Raw genomic sequence first — 14,672 nt, 5'->3', positions numbered from 1 at the left:
TCGGGGATCTAAACTAAATAGCGATGCCTGCGGCGGGCTGCGCCTACGCTAATTGTTAAATTCCCAAATAAAATTTAAGCAGCAACAGGTTCCAACAATTTGATATCAGAGAAGATAAATTCTTGAATAGATACTTGTCCTGCTGTCTCGGTGCGAATCTCCCGACGATTTAGAATGAAATAGTCACCAACTTTTTCATATTCATCAATAAATTCGCTTCTACCGCCCTTTTGTTCGCCAGTTTTGGGATCGTGATACACAGAATCATAGCTGTGGGATAAGTAGCCTTCCCCAGTTTCATGACTGCTGAAAGTGTCAATTGTCACAAAAGTACCGTGAATTAGACGGTGAACATGGCATACTTCATTATTGCGGACTTTGTATTTATCGCCCTCAGCCTTACCACCAATTAAAAGCTCAAACGCACCAGTTTCGTCAGTTTTACCATAGCTAAATGTATTGGCGCTGTGGGTGTCATCAAAGCTGCGGCGGATGCGGTGAATTGCTATTTCCCAGGCTTGGCCATGAATTGCTTGCTTGGCAGACTCGTCATCTACATCTAAAACTTCGGCTTTGAGATTGGCATTGATGATTACTTTGCCTGTAAAAACTTTATCGTCATGCTTAAAGGTAATATTTGCAGTATAGCCGGGGAAATTCTTGTCCCAAGTATAGCGGTTCTCATAAGCAGCCCGGAAAAGTTCCTGAGCAGAGAGTTTTGTAACTGTCATGTGCTTCTCCTAGTCGCTACTGTAATTAGCGTTTTAGTTTCGTTGGTATTAGCATAGAAGTAATTGTTGAGGCTTGGATAGTCCCCAACTGGGTACACTTATGGTTAATTCTCTCCACGCTGTATTTGATGCGATCGCTAATGTCCAAAATGAGCAAGAATTAAAGCTAGCTCTAACGGATCAAATTGGTGAGCATTTTGGCGTGCAAAATTGGGGCATTTATTTCCTAAATGAGCAACCAACAGATGAAATCGATGTTCAAGCTATTCCAGCAGTCTGCTTAGAAAGCAATCCAGTTGGGCGCTACGTGGTTGAGCGTCACGCTCCCGCCCATGAACAGTTATTATTATCACCAGCAGACTGGAAGCATTTTTGTTCGCGTTCGGATCATGAACACGTCATGACTGGGCCAATTGTTTGCGATGGTCGTCTTGTGGGAACGCTCAACTTAGCTCGTGATAAGGGAAATCCTCCTTTTAATGGCAATGATTTAGCCGATTTGAGTGCCTTATGCATTCATTTGTCAGCAAAAATGGCAACTCTGCGGACAAAACCAAAAATATTCCATTCCCTTTTAGTCAATCCTCTAACAGCACGTGAGTTACAAATTGCCGAGTTAGTGGCGCAGGGGTTAACAAATGCAGAAATTGGGGAAAAACTTTGGATTACGCAAAATTCCGTCAAACAAGCTTTGAAGAGGATGTTTCGTAAGTTGAAGGTTTCGGCGCGTGCAGAAATGGTGGCAAAGCTGCAAGATATGCAAGTTTCTTGAAGAATAATTCAGAATCATCTGTTGTAAGGGCAATTCACAAATTGACCCTACGATAGATGTGGTTTTTCAAATGATTCGCATTTAACTTTTTCTATCGATGCCTAAATCCTAGTAATTCCAAGAATCAAACCGGATTCCTATACTTAAGGCTTAAGTCTAGATTATTTTTGTTGTTCTCGGTTAAATATTTAACTATATTTCTTAACTGTCTTAACTGTCTTATCTGTCATTGCATTTTCTTAGCGATAACGGGAAAATACGAGCGTGACAGGAATAATTCAGGAGTCATAATTCAAAAATCAGAATAACTAAAGAATCACAATAAACTTGATTAATCATATATATAAGTCAAAGTAGACCTGGTTCTAAATTCTGGTTTTTAATTCCTGAGTGCTGAATTCTTACCAAAAGACATTTGTCAACAATGTAATTACTTCAATATACCCTATTATTTCTCAGGAGAAAAATTAATGAGTTCAGTTCATCACGAGCAGATCGAAATTTTAACACAAGCTCAGAATATTAAACTGTCTGGTAATCCGATTCAAACTGAAAACTTTCTTGTTCAAAAGACCGTAAGAGATGGAGGTAGAATCCGCTTCAAAATCCGTTATTCTGCCGAATTACAAGGTTTCTCACTGCTGGAAATTTTTTTGATGAGAGCACAGAATGGAACACAAACTGCTAGCATGACTATCCCTAACGGTGGCTCTACGGCTGTTGCTCAAGAACAAGAGCAAGAATTTAGTATTTGGGAACCAGGAGATTATTACTTCTTTTTTAAAATGTCTTCTAATAACGGAACGTTTTTAATCGAGGACTATCAGCTTTATTGGTCAAATAGTTAATTTTTGTGGGAAATTTCTAAAGCTATAGTTCTAAACAATCGTAGGATTTAGGAATTGATAAATTTTAGATTTTGGATTTATCCTTAAATCTATAATCTAAAGAAGTTTGAAACCATCGCATTTACAACTTAGACAAAACTACACGTGTTAGGGGCAATTCATGAATTGCCCTTACGGGAAAATCAAGGTTTAGGCTATTTCGCGTAAGTCTGGGAGTTGATTTATAAAAACAATCTAAAAACAATTTAAAAATTCCCAATATAAAACTAATTGACTCACCCTTAACTGTAGATGTGAGTTAAATCTAAAATCTAAAATTGATTGATGCTCTAGAAAACCCTGGGCAGAGGATTTTCGCCCAGAGTTTTGGTAGGTATAAAGATATAAGAGAAAAAGTAGCTGAGAGTTATTATTAAGCACGTTTTTGCAATGCTTTATATCCAAATTCAGCAAGGCTGAGTTGTTTGTTAAAGTAAGCACGGTAGAGTTCGCAACGTGGTAAGATGCGATCGCCTTCATAAGCGATCAGCCCCAAGCTTTCGAGCTTATGAGCATTAATGGGATTGAGAGAAATGCTTTGCTTTGCGCTAACGATCTCAAGATACGCTTTTACCAAACTGGAATTTTCTTGCAACATTGCCCAGTGTCGCCATAAATGATAACGATAGATACCACCGTTAGCGATCGCTTCCTCTATCAGTTCTTCTAAACTAATTCTTTGACAGCAGAGATAATACAGAGCAATCCGAATTAGGGCTGGATGTCCCCCGACAAGAGACATCAGTTGATTAACCTCGTTACCAGAAGCCCAGTCTAACCCATGCCGTTGGGCTAAATATTCGACTTGATGCTTAGTAAATTCTGGTAGACGAATCGGTAGTCCGATATTAAATGGAGAACGGTTGATATCCAGAGAGACATACACTTCTGTGGAGTAAACAACCACTAGCCTTAATTTACGTAAGTTAGTATCTTGTCGTGCTTCTTCATACCAAGAACGCAACAAACCAAAAAACTCCTGAGCAATTTCAGGATATTCAAAAAAGCGGTCAACCTCATTTAACACTAAAACCACTGGACTTTTACTCTGCTTGAGTAAATAAGATTGCAAGTATAAATTGCAACTTAACTTACAACCTATTTCCTCATCCCAGTTCTGATCTAGCTTGGGATCTATGCCTAATTCTGTTGCAACTTGCCAGCAAAAAGAACGCAAAAGCTTATTTAGGCTTGTTAGACAACTCGCATCGATTTGTTTGCAATTCAGGTTTACCGTCCGATAATCTTGCATCTGGGCAAAGGCTAACAGGCGCAGCACAAGAGAACTTTTACCCATCTCTCTTGGCGCTCGAATTCGGATCACACAGCCTGGTTGAATTATTTCTCGATAAACTAGTTCTTCAATGGGAGAACGTTCGACATAGAAGGGGGAATCTAGAGGTACGGGGCCGTCTGGGTATGACCAAAGGTTTTCGAGTTGGTGATGTTCTTGAGTAACAAATAAGTCTAAGGGTAAAGACTGAGGTACTGTTTGTTTGTCTGTATCTAAACTTAGTGAGTAAGTTCGAGAGCTTTCAATATTGTTCGGCTCACTCAAGATTGCATAGTCTTCTCTATGCAATTCTAGGTTAAAAGCGGTAAAGCACAATTTCAGGGTTTTTTGATCCACGCCTGTATTCAATGACCATAATCGGTTTAGAGTTTTGGTCGAAACATTCATGCGATCGCCTAAATCTTCTAGAGTGAAGTGATTGCCGTTATTTTGAACCTTTTCTATCGCCAGAATCGCTGCTTGTAAACGCTTTAGCCCAGCAATTGTGAGGATAAGTCCCCGCTTCCGAGTACTCTTAGATTGCTTCATATCAGTAATTATCTGTGTGCTTTTTTCTTTACTGTCTTAGCTATCTCTCATTGTTTCATGTTTTAAAACAGTTATTCAACAGTTATTTACCTGTTATTGGATTTCTAATTTTTGGTAAAGAATAATACATAGACAATTATGAGAAATTAGATAAGTAGGTATAAATAAACATAGCTATATTTATTGTTATTTTTTCTTCCCTAGTGAAAGCCGTTAATGCTTATAAATCAAGTATCTTTGACTATTTCTAGATAAAAAATGATAACCCTTAATAGTTCACTTTATTTATTGCCAACTTCCTAAGATATTACTTAAAGTTATTTATTATCTGATATTCATCTAGATTTTGTATCTAACAAGGTGGAGGCGATATCTATGCCTACGTTTCTCAAAATTAGCAATTTTCTTTTGGATGCAACACGCAGTAGGGTAGCACAGCTAGAGAGCCAGTCCACTAATATACAGCAGATTGCAACTTGGTGAGGTACAGATCATCGTAGGGGCACAACATGTTGTGCCCCTACCCGTGTACTTCATTTACCTGCAATACGCTGTATGTTGACAAAAGCTTAAGTATATGTGTCAGGGCTGAACGTCTATTTTGGGCTAAATATTTAGGTCTGGTTTTTAGCGATCGCATTAAAACGAAGCTCCTAAATGTTCAATTTAAACAACAAATATATTCTGCATTTTATGTCAACTCCTTCTACTGGGCTGGCGCTCTAGCTGTTCTACCCCAGAGAATCAAGACTTAAAAGTAGTCAAAGCTAGGCGATCGCCAGTCTCCAAGCTTGATTTATCGCCTTTTCCTGCACCCTCTTGACAAATGTGCAATTACCTTAACCTCTCACTGATGGTTTGAAGCTGCTTTTCATATTCTATAGACCTCTTGCATAAATCAAAAATATAAGAACCTCACCCCGCCAAAGCTACGCTTTGTCTCCCCTCCCCTTGCTAAGGGGAGGTGTTGGGGGTGGGATGTTAGGGACTTTTGCAAGAGGTCTTATGAAGTGAATTGTGCCAAGATATCTCTATGGTGTTAATACTGGCAAGAGTGGGTGTCTACCGTTGCCAGTATTAGCTACGGCAAGGATATGATGCATTTTTATTTTGAAGCTTAAGGACGTTAGAAGACTAATGAAACAGTACTCTCATCTCACGATTATTTCTTACATAGTAGGCCCTACTTTGATCGTGGTGAGTCATTTAGGATCGCTACTAATTATTTTTACTGGCTTATCGTGGGGTGCTGCCTTGTGGGCTGTGTGGTTATATGTAATACGAATGCTTGCAACTACTGGTATCTACCATAGACTACTCACCCATAAGAGCTACCAGGCTCCAACCTCAGTTCTCTGCGTTGGAAGCATCGTGGCTGCTTCAGCTGGGCAGATGGGGCCAAGTTGGTGGAAAGCTCACCACATGACCCATCATCAATACTCAGACCAAGAACAAGATCCTCACTCCCCTTATATGCCTTTCAAGGGAATCAAAGGATTCTGGTGGTCTCAAGCTGGATGGCTATTCTCCCCACAGTTTTTTCCCTCGAAACTTCCCACGGATGTTGAGAGTAATCTGGTTTTGAAGCTTATTGACCGCTTGCACTTCATTCCCACCATTGCTCTCGGTATGTTCTCGTACTACATTGGTGGAACTGAATATCTCGGCGCTTTTTTCCTCAGCACGACTGTCCTTTTCCACGGTGTCGCCACTGTCAACTCACTCAGCCACATCCTGGGCGAACAACCGTTCACAACCAACGACCACAGCCGGAACTCTTGGCTTGTCGCATTTCTGACTTTGGGTGAAGGCTGGCATAATCTTCATCATGCATTCCAGTCGTCAGCCCGACATGGCATCACCGTGCGAGAGGGGCAGGTTGCTTATCTTCCAGACCCAACATTTTGGTTTATCAGAGTGCTTGAGTTCCTGAAGCTAGCGTCAAAAGTTAGAGTGCCTTCTGAAACAGAAGTTATTGCCCGTGCCAGAAACCAAAACTGTCAAAACTCAGTGTTCAAGGGTAAAGGAAAGACATTCGTCTGATATTCTGGTTAACAGATTGGTCAAACTAAGCAAAGAGAATCTAATTGAGATTAACATTATTTTGTTCAATCCCTATGAGAGGAAACTCTAGCTTTGTCCAGTTAAGAATGAACCATTAAAAATTGACCATTACCATTATATTCTCCATCACAACTAGCAAAATTGCGAATAAACCATATCAAATAAAATCTCCATATCCGGCGAAACTTGGCATAGTCCATGCCATAGTTTAATGTTTTTATTGTTGCCTGATTGTTGTCAAAATTCCGTAACCAGTTAGTTAGTGTTGTAGAGTAATTAAAGCCATTGAGATACCATTGCTTAACTGTTTTGAGGTCTTGTTGATGGCTAGGAACAGCATTGTAATTCCAGTACCGACCGTGTGGGAAAATATATTTGTGAGTGTAAACGCTGGACATATTATTAGGGATACGGACTGTGATGATGTGAATAAAAACTTTCCCATCATCCTTCAAAAACGAAGCTAATTTTTTAAAGGCTTCCGTTAAGTTACCAACATGACAGAAAACACCAATCGAGAGGATTTTATCAAACTTGGTTTCAAAATTTGCATTATTCAAATCACCCTCATATAGGGTAAAGCGATCTGAACTAAGATAACTCTGAGGATCTTGCATTTTGTGGCGTATATATTCACATTGCTCATGACTCAAATTAAGACCCGTAAACTTGACATTGGGGAACTTAGAAAGAATGTAATTAGGAACACATCCCCACCCACACCCAAAGTCTAAAATATTGTCTCCGTCCTTGATGTCTAGCTTTTCAATCACATCATCAATCATCTGCATCTGGGATTGCTCAAGGTTTAATGCTCCTTTTTCCCACAATCCCATACTGTACTTAGGATAAATGAGTTTTCCATCCCCCAACATAGTATTCAGCATGGCTTGAGGCAAGTCGTACTGAATTTTCATTAGTTCCCGCGATCCTTCGGCGAGATGATCCGTTTCTTTTAATACCCATTCATAAGGTGCTAGCAGGGATGGGAAATACTGAAAGAAAATTGGCATACAAGTATCGAAAAGCGATTCTAGGACTGAATCAGGAACTTCTAATCCATTGATATAAGCCTCTGCAACTGCCATTTGCACTGTGTTCACTACCTCAACTGCTCCACGAGTTGCTTGGTATGCCAATGGACTCTTGATATTTATATCTCCCACAATAGGGATATGCTTTTCTATTTCTTGCAGCAGAGTATCAACAGTCATAGTCATAACTCCTAAAAGCATTCAGATAACGCTACATGAGTATAATAATTAGATTTTTTTAGTTTTATAACGATAACGCTAAAATGTAATAAATCTTAAGATACTTTTAGAAATATTTTTTAAGATACAATATGAGATTTAGCCGAGAGATATCCTCTTGGCTAGATATTTATTAATGGTTGCAAGTAGCTGAATTATCATACATCTTTTTACATTTTTGGAATTATTGTATAGATGAACTTCTACCCAACCAAATTAAATTCGATTTACTATTCGGCTAAATCTACCTGCCCTCCAATTAGCCCCAGAAACCCAGTTCCAAAGTGTTGAATTTCCAAAAAGCTTGCTTGCTCAGGTGAAGTTTTATAAATCCGAAATGTCTTCATAATTCCCAAGGTAGCAGCACTTTCTAGAGGCCCAACAAAGCTAATATCTCTGTCGATAAAATAAGTTTGATTAGCCCATTGAGCCATCTGATTTGCATTCAAAAAGTAGCAGCCAGAATGAGGATTGAGCGCACGACGAAAGGTAATTGGTGTATTCAGGATTGTACCCTTTAGTTCTTGTTGCTCCTGCACATTTTGGAAGGGAGCAGTTACTCGGAAAGCCAAATCCCCATCAATGTAAGCTTTGTTAACCATACCGTGAGCGGAGACTTCATAACGATTTGGCTGGAGTAAATTTAAATCACCCGCTTGTTGGGTAAACCAGTTTAATTTTATAAAAAACCAAGGGTCATAGATAATTAGATCGTCTTCAAGGAAGCAATAGTAATCATACTGACCGAGAGAGCTTTGCAGAACAGCTTGGCACTCAAACCCCAAAAGTAAAGGTTCTACATTAGTAGAATGATGCTTATATAAATGGGATGGTAAAGGAAGCCGATTTAAAAGATGATTATCTTTAGTTGTACAAACAACAATATCTAGTTCGTGAGATTGAGGTTGGTTAGCAGGGAAAGCTATTCGTTGAGCAATATTGATGATCCTTTGAGATTTGCTAAATAATTCGTGTAAAGCGGTAAGGCTTTTAGTTAATGCCTGCAAGCGGGGTTGTGGGTCTTTACGTTGGGAAGCATGACTACCCTCATTGCTAGGTTTAAAAAAATGGGCAATGGTAAAAAGAATCCGCATTTTAATTATCGCTTTTATATTTGTAATTTTTCATTTTTTATTTGTTATTGACCCATAGCTAATAATTAAAATAGTCGTTACAAAAGTCTTTATTTTCAGGTTTTTATTTCCACTTTTGCTGGAAGCAAAAAATATTTATGCAAGAGGCTAATGACCAATGAACAATGACTAATGACTTTTGCCAAATCCTTTAGAAACTGAGGGCTTTTTCAAAGTCTCAGAATTTTTACCAGCAAATATCCATTGCAAATGCTGTGGTAATAGTTTGGCTAAATCATAACGCTTCAAAATTGTCTCTCGCGCATTCGCCCGAATTGCTTTCATCTCTTGAGGATTATTCAGCGCTTCTTCAACCCGATTAGCAATATCCTGGGGAGAAAAGAAATCTACTAGTAATCCATTTACCTCATCCTTTATCACTTCCAATACTGGCGGAGTTTTAGAAGCTATTAACAAACATCCTGCTGCCATTACTTCTAACATTGACCAGGATAAAACAAAAGGACGGGTTAAATAAATATGAGCAGAAGAAGCTTGCAAAACCTGAAGATACTCATTATAAGGTAGCCTATCTGTAAAGTGCAGCCTGGATAAATCTAAAGATGATTTCAATTTTTCTAACATTAATTGTTTATAAGTCTGACCATCGGGGAGATTCTTGCCATAAGCAACCCTATTTTCTCCCACAACTACTACATGGCATTTAGGTCTTCGTTGCTGAATTAGTGCCACCGTTTCCATAAACTGTGGAAATCCTCTATAAGGTTCCATTCCCCGTCCTACATAAGTTACCAACTCTTCAACGTGGGAAAGGTCAAGATTTATTCTTGGTAAAACTAATTTTGAGTCTGGTTTTGGAACAAAATATTTAGTATCAACACCATCATGAAGGACAGTGATTTTGCTATGATATTCTTTGGGAAACTGCTGATGCTGCCAATTGGTGGGAGAAAGCCCGCGATCGCAGCTATATAAATCAGTCAAAATCGGCGCATTTTTCGCGCGGATACGGCATTCATCATCAGCATTTAGTGGTTCGTTGGGATCAAAATCGGCATCGGAACCGTGAGCGCGATAAAACCACTCAAAATAACACAATAACTCTGCTTTGGGAAAAACATCTTTCATAAATAAAGTCGGCCCCCAACCAGAATGCCCATAAACTACATCTGGAATGAAACCCTCAGCTTTTAATTTTTCGGATACGCGATAGACAGCTTGCGCGCTAAGAACAGCATTTTCCAGGTTGCGAACGTAATGGTGGGTTTGGGGAGCCGCTTCACGAGAAGGAGTATAAATAGCTTTATAAACGCCAGGTATTTCCCCTTCCCGACGGTTTGTTCCAAAGACGACTTGGCAATTAGGATCTTTTCCTAAAACTATCGCTAGATTGCGAAATTGCGAGGGGAAATTGGGATGTAAAAATAAGATTTTCATTGGAATAATCTTGATTAATTTATTGCGAGATAAAATAAATTAAGACAATCTTTTTAAGATTATAAGATTATTTATTAAGATTTTGAGCAAGTAAATTTAGATAAATGGTTGTCAGGAAATGTGAGAATAATCGCAAATTCGTGTTATGACAATGAAATTTATTGGTATTGATTTAGGCTGGCGATCGCAACCAAGCGGACTATGCTGTTTAGAATGGATAGATGGACAACTGCAACTACTCGATCTAGATCGCAAAGAAGCCATTGCAGACATCCTCACCTGGATTGATTGCAGCGTCCAACCAGACGAACCAGCCATCATCGCCGTAGATGCACCTACCCTCATACCCAACGCTACTGGAAGTCGCCTCCCAGATAAACTTAGTCACAAATACTTTGGTAAATATCATGCGGGATGCTACCCAGCTAATCAAAACTTACCCTTCGCCGATCGCACCATCAACTTTGGCTTAGAATTAGAATCACGCGGTTTTGCCCACGCACCCACCATTGAACCGCAAAAACTCAGCAGATATCAAATAGAAGTCTTCCCCCACCCAGCAATCGTTAACCTATTCAACTTAGAACGCATCCTCAAATACAAAAAAGGACGACTCAGCGATCGCCGCCTAGAACTAATTAAACTCCAAAATTATCTTCTCAATATCCTCCCCTCTCTTTCTCCTCCTCTGCGTTGCGCCAGGTGCTACAACGGGGGGAACCCCGACGCGAGTTGTTCATGGGGGAAACCCCCAACACCACACTCGCTCCGCAACGCACTGGCTTCTCTGCGCCTCTGCGGTTCGTTTCCTCTTGAAATCCCCACCACAGGCGCAGCCCTGAAAGCAACCGAAGATAAACTAGATAGCCTAGTTTGCGCTTATGTTGCCGCTTATTGGTGGTATTGGGGAGAACAACGTAACTTAGTACTTGGCGATCGCACCACAGGCTACATTATCATCCCCCAAAGAATATTAGCCTAAAATTGTAATATTGTAAGATTTAACTCAAGGAGTTTTTATGCAAAGAGTTAGTTCTAATTTGAGTTTAAAACAACTTTATGAAATTGACGATCATCTTTGGTTGGAGGAAACAATCAAGCTATTAAAAGCTAACAAGTTAGGAGAATTAGATTTAGAAAATTTAATTGAGGAGTTAGAGAATTTTGGTCGTAGAGACAAAGCCAAGGTTGCTAGTTTATTAGAACAAATTATTAGACATCTTTTATTGCTGCAATATTGGACAGAAGAATCTCAATATAATTCTGGACATTGGAAAGCAGAAATTAGAAGTTTTAGGAATCAATTAAAACGTCAGATAACAACAAATTTATATCAATACTTAGAAAATGAATTAGCATCAATTTATGATGATGCGTTAGGATATGTAATTGATAAAACTGAGGGAAAACTCGATAATTTACCTCAGTTTTGTACTTACACCTTAGAACAGCTCCTAGATACAGCAGATTGCAACTTGGTGAGGTACAGATCATCGTAGGGGCACAACATGTTGTGCCCCTACCCGTGTACTTTATTTACCCGCAATACGCTGTATTAATTATCTACCTGAAAACTTGTAACATAAAAGGCGTTGCTAAACGTAAATTAGCAACGCCTAATTTTGAGTATTTAATAACTACTCAGCACTATTACTCTGCCCAAGCAATCAACCTTGGTTCATAAGGATTAGCTAGATTTTGATTTTTCGGCAATACACGCAAAGACAAGCCTTGCAAACCAGAAGCGGTATAAGTAATAGTACCTGTGTAAGTACTCAATTGCTGTGCATCTTCACCTTGGTAATCCATCACCACTGTTACAGCGTTGACAATCTCACCATTGGCATCGATCGCACCTTGATATAACTCTACCTGCACATCATCAGTGGTCAAGGTTGCTAAGTCAACCTTGGCTTTGACAGTAACGGTTTGGTTAACTTCAATGTCTGAAGCTACCGATACGTCAACATCTTTGATTCTGATGTTGAACCAGTGTTCGCCCAATTTTTCTTTCCAAGCAGCTAGTTCTTTCGCTGGGGCATAGTTATCAACAGTCAGAGTATGATAGCGATCGCTAGCTGGGAAATAAGCTCTCGCAGCATATTCTCCCACCATCCGCGCTGTATTAAAGAAAGGACAATTCAACCGAATTGCATCCTTCATTTTGGCAACCCAGGGACGAGGTAAACCATCACTATCCCGATGATCGTAAAATAGTGGTACAACATCCTTCTCTAATAACTCGTAGAGAGCATTTGCTTCTACTTCATCCTGGTAGTTAGGATCGTCGTAATTCTCGCCATGTCCAATTGCCCAGCCTGTGCGGACGTAATCAGCTTCATCCCACCAGCCATCTAGGACACTTAAATTTGGCAATCCATTCATTGCTGCTTTCATGCCGCTAGTACCAGAGGCTTCCCGTGGACGACGCGGTGTATTTAACCAGATATCGCAACCCGCAACCATTAACCGGGCTATGTGAATGTCGTAATTGGGAACAAACACTACCTGTTTTTCTAAATGTTGTTCGCGGATAAAGTGATTGATATCGCGGATCAGTTCTTTACCGGGAATATCCTTGGGATGTGCCTTACCAGCAATTACAAATTGCACTTTCCGATCTTTGTTACCCAGTAAAAGCCGCTTAATGCGTTCTAAATCACGCATCCATAGGGTAGCACGTTTGTAGGTGGCAAAGCGACGGGCAAAACCAATGGTGAAAGCGTAAGGATCTAAAACTTCTTGGGCTTGGGTAATTTCGGAAGCGGAAGCGCCGCGATCGCGTAGGTGCTTGACTAAATGCTCTCGCACATACAAAACCATATCCAAGCGGCAGCGTTCATGATTGCGCCACAACTCCTCATCGGGTATGGCTTCCATCCGCTCCCATAATGGGCTATCTAGTGGTGCCGATGACCAATTTGGGCCAAGGTAGCGATCGTACAACTCTTGAGTTGATTTGGCAACACAACTTCGAGCATGGACACCGTTAGTAATTGCTGCGATCGGTACTTCCTCTACTGGCACTTTCTGCCACAAGCCTTGGAACATTTGCCGCGATACCACACCATGTAGTTGGGCGACACCGTTAGAAAATGTTGCCATTTTCAGCGCCAGCACCGCCATACTGAAAGGCCCAGATAAATCGCCTGTATTCTCGCGCCCCAATCCTAAAAATTGCTCTCTGGACAAGCCAAATATCTCTGCATAGTATCCCAGATAGTACAACATTTTGTCGGGAGCGAACAAGTCAATTCCCGCCGGGACTGGTGTGTGGGTAGTAAAGATATTACTCGAAGCTACCACCTGTTTTGCTTGGATATAACTCAGTCCTTCTTCCTGAATCAGCAAGCGGATGCGTTCTAGGGCAGAGAAGGCGGCGTGTCCTTCATTCATGTGGTAGGCTGTGACTTTCAGCCCCAAAGCTTTGAGCATTTGCACACCACCGATCCCCAGCATGATTTCCTGGTGGATACGCATATCGATATCGCCACCGTACAGTTGATCTGTGATGTCGTGATCGTAAGTGTTGTTTGGTTCAATATTGGTGTCCAGCAGATATAGGGGAACCGTTCCCACCTGTACGCGCCAAACTCTGGCGTATACTTTGCGTCCAGGATAATCTACCGCAATCCGTAGTTCTGAACCATCGGCATTGCGCTCTAGATGCAAGGGCATATTATAGAAATCGTTGAGCAGATAGCGTTCTTGCTGCCAGCCATCGGCATTGAGATACTGGGCAAAGTAGCCTTGCTGATACAGCAAACCTACACCGACAAGCGGTAGCCCCAAGTCACTAGCAGATTTGAGGTGATCCCCCGCCAGAACTCCCAAGCCCCCAGAATAAACAGGTAAACAATCGACAAGTCCAAATTCCGCCGAAAAATAGGCGTAACATTCTTTTGGTTTATCTTCCCGTTGTTTTTGATACCAAGTGCGCTCTTGTAAATAATCGTCTAACTGACGATCAGCGCGATCCATTTGCGCGAGAAAGCCTTCATCTTCAACAACTTCCAAAAGCCGCGCTTGAGAGATAGTACCCAGCATTAACACTGGGTTATGATGGCTAGACTCCCACAAGTCAGAGTCTAAACGACGAAATACATCTTTACTCTCAACGTTCCAATCCCAGTGCAAGTTATATGCTAGCCGACGAAGTGGTTCGAGTCGCGGCGGTAGTGAAGGGGATACGTTAAATGTGCGAATTGGCTGCATAGGTTGGCAAAACTCCAAGGTTAGTTATGGTTATTGTTTACTGTCTTTACCAATGTTGCCAATTCTTTATACTGTAGTTTGTGAAAAAGCGATGACTTTGTTAAGCATTGAGAAATTTTTTAACCTCGTTGCTAAAGTTTACACCAAGATGTTTCTCATTCTATGCGTTACTTTCAGCCATATACTTGGTATATTAAAATTTAATCATTGAGTGGCCTACATCACTTAAAAAAAATCTAGTTTTGAATAAATAATTTATATTTCTTTTAGTATTGCTTGCGGGGATCAGTTCTATGGTCTTGACTGAATGGCACTAAGAAAAGCCGAAACCCTTGCGGTTTAAGCAGTTTGCAATTGTAGACGTAATTCATGCCGGGGTTTGGTCATCAAGGGGTAA

11 protein-coding genes are annotated in these 14,672 nt (G+C 40.5%); 5 read left to right on the top strand and 6 right to left on the bottom strand.

Going from position 1 to position 14,672, the window contains the following annotated elements:
• Window positions 1-74: 74 nt before the first annotated feature.
• Window positions 75-731 carry a DUF3386 domain-containing protein gene (locus V7K38_RS17165; RefSeq protein ID WP_334859532.1) on the bottom strand — a complete coding sequence of 219 codons (657 nt, stop codon included), beginning with the start codon at window positions 729-731 and terminating at the stop codon, window positions 75-77.
• 100 nt (window positions 732-831) lie between these two features.
• Here V7K38_RS17165 and V7K38_RS17160 point away from each other — a divergent pair, with 100 nt between their 5' ends.
• Together V7K38_RS17160 and V7K38_RS17155 are read left to right on the top strand one after the other, a co-directional pair.
• Complete coding sequence (locus V7K38_RS17160; protein ID WP_334859531.1) at window positions 832-1,503, top strand: helix-turn-helix transcriptional regulator; 672 nt, start codon at window positions 832-834, stop codon at window positions 1,501-1,503.
• A 470-nt stretch (window positions 1,504-1,973) separates the two neighbouring features.
• Window positions 1,974-2,351: a hypothetical protein gene (locus V7K38_RS17155; RefSeq protein ID WP_334859530.1), complete on the top strand. Its 378-nt coding sequence runs from the start codon at window positions 1,974-1,976 to the stop codon at window positions 2,349-2,351.
• A 412-nt stretch (window positions 2,352-2,763) separates the two neighbouring features.
• On the opposite strand, the gene V7K38_RS17150 is transcribed toward V7K38_RS17155, so the two are convergent.
• Window positions 2,764-4,212: an AAA-like domain-containing protein gene (locus V7K38_RS17150; protein WP_334859528.1), complete on the bottom strand. Its 1,449-nt coding sequence runs from the start codon at window positions 4,210-4,212 to the stop codon at window positions 2,764-2,766.
• Between the two features lie 1,137 nt (window positions 4,213-5,349).
• Between V7K38_RS17150 and V7K38_RS17145 the strand changes: the two genes are divergently transcribed.
• A complete protein-coding gene (locus tag V7K38_RS17145) occupies window positions 5,350-6,255 on the top strand; it encodes an acyl-CoA desaturase (RefSeq protein ID WP_334859526.1) in 906 nt (301 codons plus the stop codon).
• A gap of 101 nt (window positions 6,256-6,356) precedes the next feature.
• On the opposite strand, the gene V7K38_RS17140 is transcribed toward V7K38_RS17145, so the two are convergent.
• The 3 genes from V7K38_RS17140 to V7K38_RS17130 all read right to left on the bottom strand — a co-directional run bounded on the left by V7K38_RS17140 (window position 6,357) and on the right by V7K38_RS17130 (window position 10,060).
• Window positions 6,357-7,490, bottom strand: coding sequence for an SAM-dependent methyltransferase (locus V7K38_RS17140; protein WP_334859524.1), 1,134 nt, complete (start codon window positions 7,488-7,490; stop codon window positions 6,357-6,359).
• A gap of 269 nt (window positions 7,491-7,759) precedes the next feature.
• Window positions 7,760-8,623, bottom strand: coding sequence for a calcium-binding protein (locus tag V7K38_RS17135; RefSeq protein WP_334859523.1), 864 nt, complete (start codon window positions 8,621-8,623; stop codon window positions 7,760-7,762).
• Between the two features lie 168 nt (window positions 8,624-8,791).
• Window positions 8,792-10,060 (bottom strand): glycosyltransferase family 4 protein, encoded by a 1,269-nt coding sequence (locus V7K38_RS17130; protein WP_334859521.1) that lies wholly within the window; start codon window positions 10,058-10,060, stop codon window positions 8,792-8,794.
• Window positions 10,061-10,211: 151 nt separating this feature from the next.
• Here V7K38_RS17130 and V7K38_RS17125 point away from each other — a divergent pair, with 151 nt between their 5' ends.
• On the top strand, window positions 10,212-11,042 hold the full coding sequence (locus tag V7K38_RS17125; RefSeq protein WP_334859593.1) for a DUF429 domain-containing protein: 831 nt from the start codon (window positions 10,212-10,214) through the stop codon (window positions 11,040-11,042).
• Window positions 11,043-11,079: 37 nt separating this feature from the next.
• A complete protein-coding gene (locus V7K38_RS17120; protein ID WP_334859520.1) occupies window positions 11,080-11,559 on the top strand; it encodes a DUF29 domain-containing protein in 480 nt (159 codons plus the stop codon).
• 151 nt (window positions 11,560-11,710) lie between these two features.
• On the opposite strand, the gene glgP is transcribed toward V7K38_RS17120, so the two are convergent.
• A complete protein-coding gene (glgP, locus tag V7K38_RS17115; RefSeq protein ID WP_334859518.1) occupies window positions 11,711-14,275 on the bottom strand; it encodes an alpha-glucan family phosphorylase in 2,565 nt (854 codons plus the stop codon).
• Between the last annotated feature and the right edge of the window lie 397 nt (window positions 14,276-14,672).

It is taken from the genome of Nostoc sp. (assembly GCF_036917465.1).
GTDB lineage: Bacteria > Cyanobacteriota > Cyanobacteriia > Cyanobacteriales > Nostocaceae > Nostoc.
Note: the sequence above shows the minus strand (reverse complement) of the source record. Positions and strands in the feature narration are given on the sequence as shown.

What these genes read in the sequence shown, in the direction of transcription:
- V7K38_RS17165 (WP_334859532.1), bottom strand. Translation starts at nt 731, where the DNA reads ATGACAGTTACAAAACTCTCTGCTCAGGAACTTTTCCGGGCTGCTTAT.
- V7K38_RS17160 (WP_334859531.1), top strand. Translation starts at nt 832, where the DNA reads ATGGTTAATTCTCTCCACGCTGTATTTGATGCGATCGCTAATGTCCAA.
- V7K38_RS17155 (WP_334859530.1), top strand. Translation starts at nt 1,974, where the DNA reads ATGAGTTCAGTTCATCACGAGCAGATCGAAATTTTAACACAAGCTCAG.
- V7K38_RS17150 (WP_334859528.1), bottom strand. Translation starts at nt 4,212, where the DNA reads ATGAAGCAATCTAAGAGTACTCGGAAGCGGGGACTTATCCTCACAATT.
- V7K38_RS17145 (WP_334859526.1), top strand. Translation starts at nt 5,350, where the DNA reads ATGAAACAGTACTCTCATCTCACGATTATTTCTTACATAGTAGGCCCT.
- V7K38_RS17140 (WP_334859524.1), bottom strand. Translation starts at nt 7,490, where the DNA reads ATGACTGTTGATACTCTGCTGCAAGAAATAGAAAAGCATATCCCTATT.
- V7K38_RS17135 (WP_334859523.1), bottom strand. Translation starts at nt 8,623, where the DNA reads ATGCGGATTCTTTTTACCATTGCCCATTTTTTTAAACCTAGCAATGAG.
- V7K38_RS17130 (WP_334859521.1), bottom strand. Translation starts at nt 10,060, where the DNA reads ATGAAAATCTTATTTTTACATCCCAATTTCCCCTCGCAATTTCGCAAT.
- V7K38_RS17125 (WP_334859593.1), top strand. Translation starts at nt 10,212, where the DNA reads ATGAAATTTATTGGTATTGATTTAGGCTGGCGATCGCAACCAAGCGGA.
- V7K38_RS17120 (WP_334859520.1), top strand. Translation starts at nt 11,080, where the DNA reads ATGCAAAGAGTTAGTTCTAATTTGAGTTTAAAACAACTTTATGAAATT.
- glgP (WP_334859518.1), bottom strand. Translation starts at nt 14,275, where the DNA reads ATGCAGCCAATTCGCACATTTAACGTATCCCCTTCACTACCGCCGCGA.